General features: G+C 60.0%; 16 protein-coding genes. 10 read left to right on the top strand and 6 right to left on the bottom strand.

What is annotated here, in order from left to right:
* Positions 1-41: 41 nt before the first annotated feature.
* Complete coding sequence (locus tag ACILSI_RS11600; protein ID WP_395722043.1) at positions 42-2456, bottom strand: DUF1549 domain-containing protein; 2415 nt, start codon at positions 2454-2456, stop codon at positions 42-44.
* A gap of 1475 nt (positions 2457-3931) precedes the next feature.
* Between ACILSI_RS11600 and ACILSI_RS11595 the strand changes: the two genes are divergently transcribed.
* From ACILSI_RS11595 to ACILSI_RS11580, 4 genes are all read left to right on the top strand, one after another.
* Positions 3932-4675: a fibronectin type III domain-containing protein gene (locus ACILSI_RS11595; protein ID WP_395722042.1), complete on the top strand. Its 744-nt coding sequence runs from the start codon at positions 3932-3934 to the stop codon at positions 4673-4675.
* A gap of 136 nt (positions 4676-4811) precedes the next feature.
* A complete protein-coding gene (locus ACILSI_RS11590) occupies positions 4812-6137 on the top strand; it encodes a hypothetical protein (protein ID WP_395722041.1) in 1326 nt (441 codons plus the stop codon).
* Positions 6138-6243: 106 nt separating this feature from the next.
* Positions 6244-7113, top strand: a complete 870-nt coding sequence (locus ACILSI_RS11585; RefSeq protein WP_395722040.1) for an alpha/beta hydrolase — start codon at positions 6244-6246, stop codon at positions 7111-7113.
* 104 nt (positions 7114-7217) lie between these two features.
* Positions 7218-8096, top strand: a complete 879-nt coding sequence (locus ACILSI_RS11580) for an SMP-30/gluconolactonase/LRE family protein (RefSeq protein WP_395722039.1) — start codon at positions 7218-7220, stop codon at positions 8094-8096.
* A gap of 49 nt (positions 8097-8145) precedes the next feature.
* Here the strand turns inward: ACILSI_RS11580 and ACILSI_RS11575 are convergent, their stop codons facing one another.
* Positions 8146-10560: a protein kinase domain-containing protein gene (locus tag ACILSI_RS11575; protein ID WP_395722038.1), complete on the bottom strand. Its 2415-nt coding sequence runs from the start codon at positions 10558-10560 to the stop codon at positions 8146-8148.
* 77 nt (positions 10561-10637) lie between these two features.
* On the opposite strand from ACILSI_RS11575, the gene ACILSI_RS11570 reads away from it, so the two are divergent.
* Together ACILSI_RS11570 and lpxB are read left to right on the top strand one after the other, a co-directional pair.
* Positions 10638-10769: a hypothetical protein gene (locus tag ACILSI_RS11570; RefSeq protein WP_395722037.1), complete on the top strand. Its 132-nt coding sequence runs from the start codon at positions 10638-10640 to the stop codon at positions 10767-10769.
* A complete protein-coding gene (gene lpxB, locus ACILSI_RS11565) occupies positions 10766-11896 on the top strand; it encodes a lipid-A-disaccharide synthase (protein ID WP_395722036.1) in 1131 nt (376 codons plus the stop codon). The genes ACILSI_RS11570 and lpxB overlap by 4 nt, the downstream gene beginning before the upstream one ends.
* Positions 11897-12282: 386 nt before the next feature.
* Here the strand turns inward: lpxB and ACILSI_RS11560 are convergent, their stop codons facing one another.
* Positions 12283-12645 carry a helix-turn-helix transcriptional regulator gene (locus tag ACILSI_RS11560; protein WP_395722035.1) on the bottom strand — a complete coding sequence of 121 codons (363 nt, stop codon included), beginning with the start codon at positions 12643-12645 and terminating at the stop codon, positions 12283-12285.
* A 337-nt stretch (positions 12646-12982) separates the two neighbouring features.
* On the opposite strand from ACILSI_RS11560, the gene ACILSI_RS11555 reads away from it, so the two are divergent.
* Complete coding sequence (locus ACILSI_RS11555; RefSeq protein ID WP_395722034.1) at positions 12983-13438, top strand: hypothetical protein; 456 nt, start codon at positions 12983-12985, stop codon at positions 13436-13438.
* A 63-nt stretch (positions 13439-13501) separates the two neighbouring features.
* Here the strand turns inward: ACILSI_RS11555 and ACILSI_RS11550 are convergent, their stop codons facing one another.
* Positions 13502-13645 carry a hypothetical protein gene (locus ACILSI_RS11550; RefSeq protein WP_395722033.1) on the bottom strand — a complete coding sequence of 48 codons (144 nt, stop codon included), beginning with the start codon at positions 13643-13645 and terminating at the stop codon, positions 13502-13504.
* A 207-nt stretch (positions 13646-13852) separates the two neighbouring features.
* On the opposite strand from ACILSI_RS11550, the gene ACILSI_RS11545 reads away from it, so the two are divergent.
* Together ACILSI_RS11545 and ACILSI_RS11540 are read left to right on the top strand one after the other, a co-directional pair.
* On the top strand, positions 13853-14350 hold the full coding sequence (locus ACILSI_RS11545) for a hypothetical protein (protein WP_395722032.1): 498 nt from the start codon (positions 13853-13855) through the stop codon (positions 14348-14350).
* A gap of 19 nt (positions 14351-14369) precedes the next feature.
* Positions 14370-14882, top strand: a complete 513-nt coding sequence (locus tag ACILSI_RS11540; RefSeq protein ID WP_395722031.1) for a hypothetical protein — start codon at positions 14370-14372, stop codon at positions 14880-14882.
* 794 nt (positions 14883-15676) lie between these two features.
* Here ACILSI_RS11540 and ACILSI_RS11535 read toward each other — a convergent pair.
* Together ACILSI_RS11535 and ACILSI_RS11530 are read right to left on the bottom strand one after the other, a co-directional pair.
* A complete protein-coding gene (locus ACILSI_RS11535; RefSeq protein WP_395722030.1) occupies positions 15677-16006 on the bottom strand; it encodes a type II toxin-antitoxin system RelE/ParE family toxin in 330 nt (109 codons plus the stop codon).
* A complete protein-coding gene (locus ACILSI_RS11530; protein WP_395722029.1) occupies positions 16003-16239 on the bottom strand; it encodes a type II toxin-antitoxin system ParD family antitoxin in 237 nt (78 codons plus the stop codon). The genes ACILSI_RS11535 and ACILSI_RS11530 overlap by 4 nt, the downstream gene beginning before the upstream one ends.
* Before the next feature lie 78 nt (positions 16240-16317).
* Between ACILSI_RS11530 and ACILSI_RS11525 the strand changes: the two genes are divergently transcribed.
* Complete coding sequence (locus ACILSI_RS11525; protein ID WP_395722028.1) at positions 16318-16725, top strand: protease inhibitor I42 family protein; 408 nt, start codon at positions 16318-16320, stop codon at positions 16723-16725.
* The last annotated feature ends 427 nt before the right edge of the window (positions 16726-17152 follow it).

Genomic DNA, 17152 nt, shown 5'->3' with positions numbered 1-17152 from the left:
TTCATCCCGAGCTCGGGCAGTCCGCGTATTTACGCCGGGACTCAGCGCACCACCTGAAACTCCGGCAGCATGCACACGGCCCAGAGCAGGTCTTCCAGCGATTGCTGCGTTGGCGTCGCGCCAAGAATCTCTTTCGCCGTGGCCAGCTCGGCGGGCAAAGGGTCGCGGCAGAGCGCATGGCGGTAAAGCGGCGTGATGAAATCACCCTTGGCCGCCTCCAGCAGCCGTTTGGCACCTTTGCTGATGGTGCCGGCCAAAATGCTCCCATTCGCGAGGTCGATGGCTTCCAGCGTGGTGAGGTCGTTGGGTCGGGTGGAGACGATTTGATCGCGGTTTGGGCGTCCGAGCGTGCGCATGAGGAAATCGGCCTTCATCAAGGAGGCGCGGATCATGTGATTGGAGCCGGCGGCTCCTTGGGCGAGCAAGGCCGGAGCCTGCGCGTCGATGGTCTTCTGCCAAACCGGCAGCGCTTGGACGACGGTGACGGGCTTCCAGTCCTTCGCCTCAAAAGCACCGAGCCTGCCTTCTTTGCCGCCAGCCGGTGCTTGAGCCGTCCATTCCCAGGACGCATCACTGCTGATCGAGGTTTCCTTGCCTGCGGTGTCGCGAATACGGGCGTCGAAGAAAAATCCGGCGGCGTTGGGCCCGTTGCCGGCGTTGGTAGCGATGGCGATGATCGTGTTCGCGCCTTTCTTGAGCGCGGTTTGCAGCGGCACGGCGGCGAGTTTGCTCCAATCGTCCCCGGCGCTGATCTTTTTGTTGTTCACGAACAGCGTGAAGCCGTTGTCGCAGGTGATCACGGCACTGGCGCTGGCCGGATCGGCGTCGAGTTTAAAGGTCTTGCGCAGGGTGATGCTTTCGCCTGAAGGCGGCGTGCTGCCAGGCTTGGCGCTGTCGCCCCAGATCCACTGGCCCTTCACCGTGATCTGCTTCGCCAAAGCGGGATCGACTTTCCCCCGCAGCACGCTGGCATCCATCTTCGTCGGCGCGGCACCGGTGAGCTGCCAGATGGCATCGACGAACTGCTCCGCCGTGAGCCTCTTGGCACGTGGTCCGGCATAGGTGTAGCCGTGGTCGTCAGTTTCCTTCGTCACGATCTGCGCGTGCGACTGATACGCTTGCGACGTGGCGATGTGGGCCAGCGTCTTCCTCAAATCGTAACCATTCTCCACGAGGTAGGTGGCCAGGTAATCGAGCAAATCGGCATTCCACGGCTCCGTCTGCATCGAATCCACCGGATGCACGATTCCCCGACCCATGAGGCGCTGCCACAGGCGGTTCACGATGGTGCGCGGCGTGCGGCCATTTTGTGGATGTGTCATCAGCGCGGCGAGCTGCTTCAGGCGCTCCGGCTGCTTCGCTTTCGCGTCGATCTGGCCGATCTCCGGGAACAACCACGCCGCCGTGGCCTGCTGGCCGATGGGTTTGTCGCAGCGATGAATCTCGAGCGGTCGATTCGAATAGATCGCCGCCAGTCCGTAGGCCTCGCTCAGCTTCCAGCGGTCAATGAAGCTGTCGTGGCACGAGGCGCACTTCATGTTGATGCCGAGAAAGCTCTGCGAGATGCTCTGCGCGAACTGAATCTCCACCGTCTGCCCGGCGCTCACATCGCCGCGCCACTTGATGCCGTCGATGTATCCCCGGCTCTCATCGTTCGGCGGGGCGATCAGCTCGCGCACAAATTGATCGAAGGGCAGGTTCGTGATCAGCGCATGATACAGCCAGTTGCTGATCTGCTTGCGCCCGCCGGTGATGAATCCCGTGCCGCCGTAATCGTTGCGCAGCAGGTCGTTCCAGAAGGTGAGCCAGTGCTCCGTGTAGTCGATGTCACGCTTCAGCAGCGCTTCCACGAGCCGTGCTCGTTTGTCAGCAGCCTTGTCCTGGTCAAAGGCCGTCACTTCCTCCGGCGTGGGAAGCAGGCCGATGAGATCCAGCGAAGCCCGGCGCAGGAAAGTGTGGTCGTCGATGGCCGCAGGGCGCGTTTGCTTCTTCGCCGCGAGATGCGCATCCAGGATGCGGTCAATCGGATGCGTGCGCCCATCCACCGCCGCAGGCAGGGCGGGGGAACGCGGCTTCAGTGGCGGCTCATACGCCGCCTTCTTGAACGCGAATCCCTCCTCCCACGCGATGCCCGAGTCGATCCACGCCTTCAGCAGCGCGATCTGATCCGCTGGCACCCGCTTCCCCTTCGGCGGCATCTGCTCGTCGGAATCGGTCGAGAGAATGACCTCGATCATCCGGCTCATGCCCGCCTTGCCCGCAGCCACCACCGCCCCGTTCTCACTGCCCTCCAGCAACGCCTTCCGGTCATTGAAGGAAAACCCGCCCTTCTTCTTGTCCCCCGCATGGCACTCCGCGCAGTGCTCCCGCAGGATCGGCACGATCTGATGAGAAAAATCCACCGCCGCGCGGGCGGCGAGGATGGAGGCGAGCAGAAAGAAAATCGAGAGACGCATTCAGAGAGCACGAACGTGGCGTGAAGGCGAAATCTCGCGCTTCACCTGATCAGAATGGAGCAACGTCTAAAGCGCAGCCAAACCTGGGCGAGTGTGAACTTGGCGGAGTGAGTGAGATTCGAGTTGAGCGTGCTACAACAACCTCAGGGATGGCTGCCGCTTTGTTCGGACAGTTGATTCTCATGGTTGCAGCTTAACCTCCTTCTTGTCGCTGCCGTCTCCGGGATCGAATGTCCAAGTGAAGTTCGTTGCAGTTGCTTCGTATATCAGGCAGGGATCCCAGCCCAACTTGGTAACAAGGTGAAAGGTGAGTCCTCCCTCAGATCTGGAGTATCGCCATCCGTCAGCTAAATCATGACCAACGATGACGCTTGTCGGCAGCCCGTCTCTGAACGACTTCAAGTCGGGAGGGAAGCTGCCATGCGTGACTCGATAGCGCTGAACAGCAGCAATGATTGGAGTTGCTGTTGCCGCCATCTTCATGAGTCGCGGGTCAAAGTCCTTGGCGGCGTATGAGGGAGGCATTCCTCCAGGGCTTTCACCACAACCGACGAGACCACACAGGAGCAAGATAGCTGCGTAATGTTTTGGTCTCATTGGTGATGGCCTCTGTTTCTTGGCGTAACATTGAAGATCATTCACAAATCTGGCGGTTTGTCACCTGCAAGATGTCACACCTCGCCCTCGTTCGGATTCGACCCATGAAGTTTTTCGCCGCGGCCGTTCTTTTGTAGTGCTTCCGCAGGAGAGTTTGGGGGCAGAAGCGCTTTTCATCGCGCTGGAGGGGCGACTCTCATCCCTAGCGACAGAAAAAAGTTGGGTGCATGCATCTGATTTGGAATCAGTGTCTTGCTTGGCTGTGCTTAAGGGGCGTTTGGAGGTGAAAAAAGCAGATGATTGCGGGCCTGCGACGGTTTGCAGTAAACTGCCTGCAATTCACCGAAAATCATGAGCGGCTTCAACCATCGTTCAGGGCTTTCAGTCCGCCATGCCGCAGGCATGTGGGCGGATGGAGTGAGTTTGATCCGCAGCGGAGGCCGTTTTCGGCACAACGGATGGCCTTGGAGGCGTGACGGACAAGACTCTCTCCGTCGCGGACCAGACTTGGTCCATTGCAGCGGCAACTTGGTCCAGTGGCGACGGAGTTTGGTCCAGGACGCAGTCAGGTCACTCCATGACGGACCAGACTTGCTCCGCCCCGGACCAGACTTTCTGCGTCGTGGACTGAACCTTCTCCATCTTGGACCCGACTCAGTCCGCAACGGCCCAAGTCTTCTCGCATGGGAGAAAACCTTCTCTGTCGCTGACCAGACCCACTCCGTCACGGACCAGACCTTCTCCATGACGGAGAAGACTCACTCGATGCCGGATCAAACTCGTTCCGTGACACCCCACCGCCCGTGGCGTCCCCGGCAGGCTGCTGTGGCTGCCGCGTTCATTTTCAAAGCCCCCACAACAACACAGACATCCAACCTATGGCCAAAATACCGCTCACCTGGGATGGCAAGGACGCCCAAGGCAACCCGTTGCGTTGGGATACGCCCGGCCTGACTTGGAACGGATTTTTGCCGCAACCCAACCGCAAACCTATGCCTCAGCTACGCGTCCTCCTCGGCTTCGCCTCGGCGGCCGATCACTCGTTGGAAGAGACCACCTCTTCCGTCATCCAGAAACTCTACGGCAACGCCGCCTACACGACGCCGCCAGTCACACTGGTGGCACTTCAGGCCGCGCTGGCGGCCTTTACCGCCGCCATCGCCACCGCCGCGCAGGGCGGTCCGGCGGACACGGCGGACAAGAACAGCAAGCGTGATGACCTCATCGACCTGCTGCGCCAGCTCGCCGGTTATGTGCAGACCAACTGCAACAACGACCTCGCCACGCTGCTCTCCAGCGGCTTTGACGCCGTGAGCACCAACCACGCCTCCAGCCCGCTGGCCGCTCCGACGATCAAGGACATCGCCAATGGCAACTCCGGCCAGCTCGTCGTGCGCGTCGGCCCCATCGCCAATGCGAAGTGCTATGAGGTACGTTATGCCCTCATCGGCAGCGGCGGTGCTCCTGGGCCACTGCAAAACGGCGGCCTGTTCACCAACTCGCGCAACATGCCCATCAACGGCCTCACGCCCGGCGGCAACTACCAGTTCCAGGTCCGCGCCGTCGGCGGCAGCACCGGCTACAGCGACTGGAGTGATCCCGTCAGCCACATGAGCCTGTAGGCGGAAGACGGGGAGAAGAGGAGACCGGGAGAGGAGGAGACTTCACACTCCCGGTTTCCTTGCGTGGCGGCAGATAAAGCTACTGACAAACACACAGATTTGTGAATGATCTTCGATGCGGCTCATTCGTCATCTCATGCTGATCCCACGCCAACGCAAGTTCACAGCCATTGGCCTTTGTCTGTTTGTCACTGCTTTGATGATATTCATCATCGGCCATCGGAGGGCGCAGACAATCACGCTGCCAGACGGAACCACATTAAATTTTCATTCCATCAGCATTGGTGAGCGGATGGACAAGTCCTTGGGGATTTCAGAGTATTTCGAAGTCAGATACGCCCATGCACCACTACCGATATTGAAGGATTCCGGAGGCACGATCACCAGTAATCCAGAAAGACATAGCACCAGCGCGGTGCAAATCAGGCTGCGCTATTCGGGGCCAGCAGAATCGAATTGGGATGTGTATCTTGTCGATGGCCAAGGCATTGAGTCGAAAGCCCGTGTAAAGGTCTCAGTTGATTATCCGAGGCGCGAAAGCGAGGGGCCAAATGAACAGGGATGGTTCTTGATTGATGCGTATTATTCAAGACAAGATTCCTATCACCTGCGATTCAGGCCAAGTGCGTTGGACTATGATCCATGGGACATTCCTTCGTTGCCTCTCATGGCGGAGTGGAAGGTGAAAAATACGGCCAAGGTGAATACCGCGTCTGAGAAGGGATCGCCCGCTCCGCTCGTAGCAAAACAGGGGCGGGTTGAGCTCTTGATGAAGAGATTCGTCCGCCGCCGACAGCCCAGGCAGGATGCAGATGAGCGAACTTTGGGTGAGTTTGAGGTGAGACACCCGTTCAAGGCAGAACTGCCATATACAGCGGATACGAAGTCCATGACGATCTGGGATCAGTCAGGGAACATGATGCATTTTAATGGTCCCGTGAACGGGGGGCGCAATCGCATTAAGCTCTGGGACAGAGACACCTTCATGAGTGATGATGACTGCTATCGCGTGAGTGTGGACCTTTACCGCAGGCCGACGGTTCCAGAGTTGTTCAACAGCAATGAGGTGTTTTGTTTCAGCCACATTCCAGCACCGGGCCGTGAGGCCATCGTCGTGGGCAGCTCTTTGGTTGTGGGCGGGCGAAAGCTGACTCTCGAACGGGTGACTCCCACAGGGAAAGAGCGCAGTGGACTGGTACTCACCGGGAACCTCCCTGCGCCCGGAGAGCGTTTGATCCTTGTTGACGCGATTGACGATCATGGTCGTCGGCTTGCTGGAATTGAATCCAAGCCAGGTGCTCAGATCTTGCGCGACTCCGCGATAGGAATTGAAGATAAACCGATCACCGAGGTTGTGTTTCCATTCGAACTTTCTCAAGACACGTCCTGGTTCAGCGTGGACTTCGCCTTCGACAAACCTCTCACCTTCGAGTTCAAGGTCGCGCCGGAGTTCGTTGATTGAACAGATGTGTGCATTTGTTTCCTGATGGACTTCGGTGTTTCTCTAGACCGAACCGCATTCCCAATGTGTGCAAGATGTCCTTCCGCACCCTCGTTCGGATTTGCCCATGAAGTTTCTCACCGCTGCCGCTCTTTCGTTGTGTCTCGCCAGTCTCGCCCAGTCAGCTCCGCAGGATGATCAGTATCTCCTCGGACCGGATTCACAGATCCAGAAGGACGTGCCGCAGGGGAAGGTGACGCAGATGCCGGCGTGGACGAACTCGAAGATCTATCCCGGCACGTCGCGTGACTGGTGGATCTACGTTCCCGCTCAATACAAACCGGAACAACCGGCGAACGTGATGGTGTTCTGCGATGGTGGCGGCTTTGTGAAGACGGACGGCCAGTTCCGCGTGCCGGTGGTGTTCGACAATCTCATCGCCAAGGGCGAGATGCCGGTGACGATCGGGATCTTCATCAATCCCGGCGTGTTTCCGACCAGCAACCCGAAGGAGAAGCCGCGCAGCAACCGCAGCTTTGAATACGACTCCCTCGGCGATCTGCATGCGCGCTTCCTCATCGAAGAAATTCTGCCGGAAGTCGCCAAGAGCTACAAGCTGACCGACGATCCCGAAGGCCGCGGCATCTGCGGCAACAGCAGCGGCGGCATCTGCGCTTTCACCGTGGCCTGGGAGCGTCCCGACGCCTTCCGCAGGGTGATCAGCCACATCGGCAGCTTCACCAACATCCGTGGCGGACATGTTTATCCCGCGCTGATCCGTAAGACGGACAAGAAGCCGCTCAAGGTCTTCCTCCAGGACGGCAAGAACGATCTCGACAACCAGTTCGGCAACTGGCCGCTGGCGAACCAGGACATGGCCGCGTCGCTGAAGTTCGCCGGTTACGATTACCAGTTCGTCCTCGGCGAAGGCACCCACAACGGCAAGCACGGCGGCGCGATGCTACCGGACACGCTACGCTGGCTTTGGAAGAAGTGAAACGCAACCCGTTCGTGGTTCCTAGTTCTTGGTTCATCGTTCTCCGCGAGGAACTGCTTGGAAACTAAGAACAAAGCACCAAGAACAAAGAACCCATCAAAATCATGAAACGCCTTCTCCTTTCCCTCTCCCTTCTTTCCACTTCACTCCTCGCCCAGGACACCTCGCTGCACGACTACCTCATCGACGGTGAGCCGTGGAAGGAAGCGGCCAGTGGTTATGCCTTCACCGACGGTCTGTGCTGCGATGCGGCGGGCAATCTGTTCTTCACGGATGTGAAAGCCGGGAAGGGGATCTACAAGATCGACGTCGCTACGGGGAAGACGGATCTTTTTCTCGACAACCTGCCAGGAATCAGCGGCCTGCAAATCGGCCCGGACGGGCGGTTTTACGCCTGTCACAACAAGGAGCAGCGCATCATCGCCATCACCATGAAGGGCGAGGTGGAAGTGCTGCTCACCGGCGTGAAGTGCAACGACCTCGTCGTCAGCAAGAAGGGCAACCTTTACTTCACTGAGACGCCGACGCTGAGCGTGCATCTCATCACGAAGGATAAAAAGCACATCGTGGCCGACGCGGGGCATGTGCAGAAGCCTAACGGCATCACGATCTCGCCCGATGAGCGCACGCTGGCCGTCTCCGAGCACGGCGGGAAGCATGTGTGGGCCTGGCGCATCGAGGACGACGGCACGCTCACCGGCGGTGCGCCTTACATGACGATGTGGCTGCCTGTCGGCAAAGAAACCGCTTCCGGTGATGGTGCGACGACGGAAGCGAGCGGTCGCTACTTCGTCACCACCGAACTCGGCGTGCAGGTCTTCGACACCGCCGGTCGTCTGGCAGGCATCATCGCCAAACCCGATCCGCTGGGCAAAGTGGTGAGCGTTGAGTTCGCGGGCAAGGACCACGACATCCTCTACATCGCCGCCGGGGAGAAGATCTTCGGCCGGAAGCTCAAGGTGAAGGGGTATTTCGGGCAGTGATTCGAAACCGGAGCGGACGCACCGTGGTCCGAAACTACGAAGGATGAATTCAAGGTGCTTGTCCACCCAGGCGCAGCGCCTTGATCTCCGCGTCAGAAAGCACGCGTCCGAAAATAACCAGCTCGTCCACCTGGCCTTTGAAGGCGTTGCCGTTGGAATAGTTGGTCACGGCCCAGACTTTGTCGGACTGTTCTGAGTTTGTGCCGACGACATCGAGTTTGAGATCATCGGGCAGTTGGATGGCGGCTTCCTTTTTCCCATCGAGATAAACCACCGCCTGGCGGGCGTCCAGATCACAGGACACAGCAAGCGTGACCCATTGGTTTTCCAAAACGCGGACACCACGGATCACCTCGCTGAAGCGCTGGTTGTTCAGGCTGAAGGTGAGGCTGCTGGTCGAAGTCCATCGAACCGAGAGCCAGCGGTAGCCGGTGCCGCCGACGAGCAGCACATCATTGAGGCGCTCCGGGCGGAGACGAATGGCCGCGGTGAAGTGGTTGTAGTTGAGGTCTGGGGTGGAAAACACAGCGCGGTAGCCGGGCGGGTTGCGTTTTTCATAGTCACCGCTCAGTTCGAGCACGCCGTCCTTCTGCTCGGCATTCTTGATCTGCGCGCCGGGCTCCGGCGTGGTGCCGTCGAAGGTGAAACGGGCGATGACATTCTGTTCCGAGAGCGTTGCAGCATTCATGCTGCCTGGGGAAGCGCTGCCCGGCACGCTGGCGGCCCGGGAGAGTGATTCCGCCAGTTTCTGGCTGTCGGCGGAAAGATTGGCAACGGCGAAGGTGACGTCCCGCCCTTGGACCTTGAGGGTGATCTGACCGCCCTGCACACGCACCAAGGAGGCGGTGATCTTTCTGCCCTTGGTGTCAGTCCAGGTCTGCGCTGCGGTGGCGGAAGCCGGGAGGGGGGCAACGGCAGCGGGCAGGGTTGCCGTCCTGGGCGCGGTCGAGGGTGTCGGCGACGAGAGAAGAGTTGATGCCACGGGTGAGGCAGGCACCGCACGGCCGGCTGCCTGGGCGAGTGCTTGGGCCTGCTTTTGACTTTCCGCCGAGAGGCGGCTCAGGAGGAAGTCCATTTCCTGCCCTTGAATGCTGAGTGTGACCCGGTCTGGCTTCAAACGCACGAACTTGGCGGTCATTTGCCGGCCGGACTGGTCAGTCCAAGACTCCGAGGGATTGGAAGGCGCGGGGGATGTCGAGGTGATGACGGGAGTGGCCGGAGCAGATGCTGCGGGTGCCGTGGGTTTGACAGGTGCTGCCAAGGGCGGCGGGGTGGGGACAGGCGTGGGAGCGGGGGTGGTTGGCGCGGGAGCAGCAGTGGTTGGCGCGGTGTTTTCCACGACGGCACTCTGGGCCTCGCGGGTCTCGCTGGCCGGGCGCGGCTTGTTCCATGACAGCCAGGTGATGAGTCCGCCCATGGCGATGACGGCGGCCCACAGGAGAGGAGAGCCGCTTTTCTTCACACGCACCTCCACCTTGGAAGGCGGGGGTCTGAAGCCTGGCGCCGCCGGTCGGCGCGGACGCGCGGTGGTTGGGAGAGCGGGCTCGGCCTTGGCGGCACCTGCCTGCACCTTGACGACCGGTTGTATCAGCAGCGCATCCAGTTCGGCGCGGAACTCGGCGGCGCTCTGATGGCGGATGTCCCGGTCCTCCCGGAGCGCCTTGGAGATGATGGCGTCGTAACGCGGGTCCAGCCCTGGAACGAGTTGCGAGGGCATCTTGAAAATGCCCTGGGGCAGGCTGCCGGTGAGCATCTGGTAAAGCATCACGCCCAGCGAATAAAGATCCGCCCGGTGATCCACCCCGGCTCCGAGCACGAGCGCCTCGGGCGCCATGTAATGCAGGGTGCCGAGGGCGAGTCCGCTTTGGGTCAGGCCGGACTTGCCGTCGTGGCTCATTTTGGCGAGGCCAAAGTCCGCCACCTTCACCACCCCATCGTAGCCCACCATGATGTTGGCCGGTTTGATGTCGCGGTGGTAGATGCCGCGCGAGTGGGCGTAGGTCAGCGCGTCACACACATGCGCGGTGATCGCCAGGGCGTGCTCCGGCGGCAGGCGGCCTTGCTCATGCAGCATCTGCGCCACATCGGTGCCCTCGATGAACTCCATCACGATGTAGAGCAGCCCGTCCGCCGTTTCACCAAAGTCGAACGCCTTCACAATGCCCGCGTGTGACAGTCGGGCCATCGCCCGGGCCTCGTTCTTGAAGCGGGCGGAGAAATTCCCCCCCGTCTCATCGTCATCCATGAAAGAGGGAAGGATTTTGATGGCGACGGGCCGGTCGAGATTGATCTGGCAGCCTTTGTAAACCGCGCCCATGCCACCACGGCCCAGCAGGCTGGTGATCTGGTACACCGGCAGACGCATTTGCAGTTCCTCCAGAGATGGCGGTTCCCAGCGGCCGCCGCTGCTCTTTCGACTGTTGGTGGAAGCAACCGCTGGTGGAGGATCAGAGGAAGAGGACATGACGCGTTAAACACTGTTTCTAGCCAAAACAAGCATGTTTGCCAATCCTAGAGTGAGGAGTTTCCATCTTTTAATCAATGAGCATCGAACCTATGGCCCGCGCTGACATGCGGTTTGACCATGCGGCTGGCGTCGCTAATCTCGCGCCCATGATTTTTCCAACAAACGGCGCGGCGGAAGAGATCCGTGCCGTGGGCTTCACACCATGAACCGTGTCTTCATCATCGCAGGCGAGGTCAGCGGGGACACGCATGGCGCGGGCCTGCTGCGCGAATTGAAGGCCCTGGAGCCGGACCTGAAGGTTGTCGGGCTCGGCGGTCCGAAGATGCGCGAGGTGGCGGGCGAGGGGATCGAAGACTGGGTCGAAACCGCCGGCGTCGTGGGCCTGTGGGAGGTCTTGAAAATGTACCGCTACTTCAAGGAGAAGATGGACGCGGTGCTCGACTCGATTCTCGATCAGAAGCCCGAGGGCGTCATTCTCGTGGACTATCCCGGCTTCAATCTGCGGCTGGCGAAGTCACTGCGCACCGCCGGTTACAAGGGTCGCATCCTCTACTACATCAGCCCGCAGGTCTGGGCCTGGAAGAAGGGCCGCGTGAAGACCATGGCCAAGGTGCTGGACCTCATGATCTGCATCTTCCCCTTCGAGAAGGAGTTTTATGAGAAGAGCGGCCTGCGCACCGAATTCAGCGGGCATCCCATGGTGGACCGCGTGGTCACGCTGCGCCGCGACTGGAAGCGTGAGCCCGGCCTCGTTGGCTGGTTCCCAGGCAGCCGTCTCAACGAGGTGCGCCGCCTGTTTCCTCTCATGATGGAGGCCGCCAAAGCGATCAAGCAAGCCGTGCCCAATGCCCGCTTTGCCGTCTCAGCGGCGAATGAAATGCTGGCAGGCTTCATGCGCACCCTGGCTGACGAGCACGGCCTGCCCGAGGCGAAACGCTGGATCGAAACCGGCACCGTCTATGATCTGATGCAACGTGCCGAGGCCGGCGCCGTGGCCTCCGGCACCGCAACGCTGGAGGCGGCCTGTTTCGGCCTGCCTTACACCCTGGTGTACAACGTGAGTTGGCCCACCTACCTCGTCGGGAAGCTCGTCGTGAAGATCAAGCACCTCGGCATCGTGAACATCCTCGCTGGACGCGAGGTGGTGCGCGAACTCGTGCAGGGAGATCTCAGTGCCGACACGCTCGCCCAGACGACGACGGAGCTGCTGCTGGATTCGGGGCGTCGCGACGCCCTGCAAGCCGACCTCGCCGCCGTGGTGGCCGCGTTGGGAAGCGGCGGAGCCTACGCCCGCGCCGCCAAAGCGGTGCATGAGTGTCTGGCGACTGTCTGAAGCGCGCTCCAGCCCCTCGGACCTCAGCTTGCATGGGTTTGGGAATCCGACTCCCTCGATCAGGGAGGTTGGCGGTGGTTGGCAATGGTCGTTTCTTCGCACTGGAGTCCCGCCTTGAGGCGCAATCCCGATCTGAAGGGTCGAGCCGGAGGCTTGCAAGAAAAAGAGCCGGTGGTGAAGCGAGGCCCGGCGAGCGAGAACCACCTCAAAAGGCAAGCCTTGGCGGAACAAAGGCTCTCCTTGTTCCGGGAAAGGAGGAAGGTTTTCCGGCTCAGGCGTAATGCTGGCTGGCGGCGGACGGCCATCCGGCGGGCCGGGCGGCCAGGGCAGGGGAGGAGCAGCGCGTTCATGGGGCCACTGCTCCTCCTGACCGGACGTTGGCTCAACTACGGTGTACCGTGGCCCGCCCGGCCGCGGATGCGGGGTTTGGCGCGGTTTCTGCTCCACGGATACACCATCTTCCAGTTCGCCTGCCCCCGGTGGGCGCGTTCTTGGTGGCGGAAATCGCGCAGCAGGTAGCGGTAGGCCAGGCGCTCCACATGCGTCAGGCGCAGGTGCAGCGCCCGGCAGAGGTCATGCAGCGTCGTCCAGCCGCAGTTCCGGCAGCGGCCTTTTTCCAGATCCCGCAGCGTTTGCGGCCCCACCGCCGCCCGTCGCGCCACCGTTTCGGCCGAGAGCCGCTCCCGCAGGCGCAGCCACAGGATCACCCAGCCCATGGCCCGCAGCATCACTCCCGCGCGGAACACCATCGGCCGCCGTTCCAACATCCACCCCGCCCGGCCAGCACGCCGGGGCGGAGAGGGAGACGTCGTCGTCTGCATGGCACGGGTTGGGAAAACGCCGCGCAGAAAATCAAAAAAATCCCCGATTGAAAAGCCCAAAGTGCGCACTCTTTCTAGCGGATGACGCTGCTAATCACTCAAACCAATCAAGTCAGATGCCTAAATCATTGATTCCGAGTCAGATCCTCGGCGGGAGCGCCGCACGAGGGGCGGGAAGAAAAAATTGGCTCTTCATGCCCCGTCTCCATAGGGCACGGGGCCTCGGGATATTGACTGCCGGCGTCTGAGGGCTAGCGTTGGCGGCATGCAAAAGCCTTCCGAAGAGCCTGGCCCGGAGTTGGGGAAGTATGCTTCTATTTTTTCCTCCGAGGAAGCCTATCAGAACTGGTTCAACGAGGATCTGCGGCACGCCGAGGCCCTCATCGAGGTGATGCGCAGGGAGATGCAGAAGAAGATCGGGAGCATGACGCCTGAGCAACGGGCCGAGGTGGAAGCCCTCCACCGGCAGTTCTGCGATGAGATCGCCGATGCCACCATTCCCGAGCACTACAATCCCCTGGTGGACCGTTTTTTGGAAATCATCGCTCAAACCAGCCTCAGCGATGAGGACGAGGCCGAAGTGCAGGCCATGGAGTCCAAACTCGGCCGCCTCATCGACCTGGCCCTCGATCTCTCCGAGCCCCGCCGTACCGAACTGATCACCACCCTCACCGCCACCCAGGCGCAGGTGAAGAGGCTGCTGAAGCATTTGGAGTGTTGAGGGAGTCCGACCGAGATCGCTTCGCATCAGGGTCGTTGAATGAGGTGGCTAGGGCGGATTCAATCAAAACTCCGCCGCCTTGGGAAGCTTCTTTTTTGGCCGCCTGCGTAAGCGCTTAAAAACGAAGGAGAAATTTTTTTGGAAGAACGTCAGGGCAGGGGGCGGCGGCATATTGTGGCCTCCCTTTTTCTTTTTCAGAACTTTCATGAACCGATTTCCCCTCCTTCCGTGTAAGGCTTGACCTCGGGCGACTTTTTCGCTTCGATCGGCGCATTCATCAAAATCCTTTCTTTCTGTGAACGGCCCCTTTTTACCTCACCTCAACCCCGTTAATCCACAAAAAACTGTGGGCGAATCTGATTCGTCCACAATTTATTGTGACTAAACAACGTTAGGCGACAAACCTCACCGCCCATGAATGCCGTTGCAGACAAATACCAAGTGTGGCAACCGCGTCCGGATTTGCCGCTCTTGGATTTCGTTTCGCTGATTGACGATCGTGAAGGCTTCCGAGTCATCACCACTCCATCCCACACGCCATATGAGGTCACATCACTGATCACATTTCAGTTCCGTCGCGCTTTTGCCTACCGAAACATCGACGAGGCGAAACGGCTTCGGACCCTGAATGCTCTGTCGGAGCAAGGCATCCTTCACGCTTCATCGCTTTACACGGTTGAGCCGTCATCATGGTTGGAGTGGTTCTTCGCCGAGAACTTCGAGATGCCGAATCTTGTTCACTATGCAATCTACACGTCCGACGACATGATTGATGTTATCGCATGGCCAGAAGAAGTGACGGTCACAATCGTTGAAAACGCGCCTAACAAAACGGATGCAGGCAACGGCTCGAATGGCATCTGTCGTGTCAGCGACGCCTCCCGCTCGCCGTCGCCTGATCCGAGACGTTAGGCGACTCCGCACGCTTCTCGTGAATCGAAGTATCCATATTCTCGTAGTCAGCTTGGTTCTCGCGTGCAGTGCCCTCGCAGGAACACGCATTCTGAAGTTCATTTATCAGCCGCTTACCACTCTCGGCACCGAGGGTGATGCAGCGGTTGTGGTGGCCCGCATCCCAATTCTCATCAACGCCGTCCCGGAAGGCATCATCGCTTCGATTGCCGCACCGAACAAACTCCTGCAAAGCCCCAACGCAAACATTCCCGACTCAAATGTCCTTTCCCTCCTCCGCATCGGTCTTTCCGCAGACTATGTCAGCGGGAGACATTATCGGGTTACTCTCGACCTGCGCGAGATGGGTTCGACCGAGCCTTACGGCGTCACAGCCGATGACGTTATCGCAGGAGCCATCAAGTGCCTTCGCGCAACGTTCGACGAGGACCAGAACCTCGGCTCTTACGAGCTTCACATCCAATTCAACAAAGACGACAAGGCCAACTGGAGCCGATACGAAGAACGATATGAATCGAAGCGGAAACCGTAAGTCGCCTAACCATGCGCTGCAGCGAACGTCTCCGGGCCGTCACGTCGGCTGCTTGGGCAGCCGCCGCGCCGTCCCTGCACCGTCGCTGAGCTTTAGTCGTTCGCCTAACCACGCAGCGCCCACATGACGAGAGCGAGATTTGAGCAAGCACTTCGTGGAGCATCTGATGCATCGAGACAGTTTGCTTTGTCTCTCGTCACGAATGATCTGCCGACGGACTGCCGCTATGTGGCATACTTGAATCAGTCTTTTGATGAGAACCCATTGGAGGCGGACGAGACGGTTTTTCCAGATGATCCATGACGACTCGGGGACCTCGATTCTCCACTTTCTAGCGTTGATATTGTTCAGTTGCTCTGCCGAGATGATGCTGTGCCAGAGTGGATCGACATTTCTGCTTACAGAGTCACCGACCGATCCACTGTCTTCTCGTTGCTCTGTTGCGGACGCTTTACACCGAACGCCGAGCGGCTTTACTATGGCGGTAGTGAACACAGTCCTTTCGGCATCAAGAGTCCAGTGCTGCCGACCAGATGGACGGAGGCCCAAGGACGATTCGACCTGAACACCACAAGAAGCCATGAACCTCGGTAACCCCAAGGCGAAAGCCTGCCGCAGGCAGCCCAAAGGGCGAACGCAGTGAGGCAAATAGACAATGCGAAGCATTGGGCGTAGCCCGACATGAACCGACCAAAGGGAGATAGACTGCGGGACGCAGCCCGAAGGGTGAGCACAGCGAATCAACGTGAGGCACGAGGGAGTCAAACTGGGAGACTAAAATTGACGAACCACGATCAGCCTTCCGGCTCTTCCAGCAGCCTGCGCGGCAAATCTCTGGCCCCATGCATGGCGCGCTCAATGCGCAGGGTGTCGCCCTCCCAGTAAAAGAGCAGATGGCGGTCAAAGGGCCTTCGGACCTGGATGCTGCGGATGCGGGCAAGTTCTGGCGCGGCGAAGTGGCGGCGAATGCCGAGGTCAGGCTGCCCGGCGATGCTCTGAATCGTTTCATGCACGGCGAGCAGATAACGCTCGGCGACATCGAAGTCGGCATTCTCCAGATACCAGCGGTATTGCAGGGTCATGTCCTGCTCCGCCCTTCTGGCGATGGAGATTTCCAGGCTCATGCCTGGAGGCGGGCATTGTGCCGGATGCGGTCCAGCACGGAAGCATCATACGGAACGTGGGGGGAACGCACGCCCTCCAGGATGGCCGCTTCCAAGGCGGGGGATTCATCGAACTCCTGGTGCTCCAGGACTCTGAGCGCCTCGCGCACCACTTCTCCTTCATCGGCATAGCGGCCTGTGTGCAGGAGTCTTTCAACAAGCTGGGTGAGAGCAGGAGGCAGGGCGACAGTCATGTGCCGATAATAGGAGTCGGCAGGCTGTTGTCGAGAAGCAGATGTGGACAGGCGGCGGGCCGGGGGCAAGCTCTGGCCATGAGAACGCCTTTTCTGATGATGCTGCTGGGGATGAGTCTGGCGGCCTGCGGCCCCGCGCCGAAGCCGCCTGTGACGGACGAGGTGCCGGAAGCGGAGGCGGAGGCTGGGGATGCGATCCGCAAGAAGGCGGGGGAGACCTTCACCGTGGCCCTGGAGTCCAACCCCACGACGGGTTACGGCTGGGCGCTGGATGGGAAGGAGGACGGCACGGTGGTGCGCAAGGTGAGCGATGAATTCGTGGGCCGGGCCCACCCGCCGGGGATGGTGGGGGTGGGTGGCACGGAGCGGTGGACGTTCCAGGCGGCCAAGCAGGGCAAGACGGCCCTGCATTTCATCTACCGGCGGCCGTGGGAGAAGGAGGCCGCGCCGATCCGGGAACGCACGGTCCAGGTGCTGGTTGAGTAGAGCGAGGAGGGGACGGGGAGAATGGGAGACTTGGAGATTTGGAGACGGGGAGCCGAGCGCGGAGGCTAAGCGCGAGACAGACGACTGAAGGGAGCCCACAGGGAGAGACGAGCGTGAGGCGCGAGCGAGTCAAACCGGGAGCCGAGGCGACTGGCGGGTCTTGAAGGATGAAAGGCTGAGACGGTTCATCCTTCGCAGTCTTGCTCCGGAGAATGGAACGGAGAACGGGTTCGTTGTCTCCTGTGAGGCTTTGAATTGGGTCCGCAGATTTGCGCAGATTTCACCGATTGAAGCCCATCTGTGTCACCTGAAAAATCTGTGGATTAAATTCAAGTGATTCGGGAGGATGCATGCCGAAGGAGTCTCTGGTCCGCAGATGGCGCCGATTTCACCGATTCAGAATGGCTGGAACGGAATGCGGACGGGG

Origin of the sequence: Prosthecobacter sp. (assembly GCF_044232965.1) — a bacterium.
In the GTDB taxonomy this organism is placed as follows: Bacteria; Verrucomicrobiota; Verrucomicrobiia; order Verrucomicrobiales; family Verrucomicrobiaceae; genus Prosthecobacter.
The sequence above is the reverse complement of the archived record's forward strand: the minus strand, read 5'-3'. Positions and strand labels throughout refer to the sequence as shown.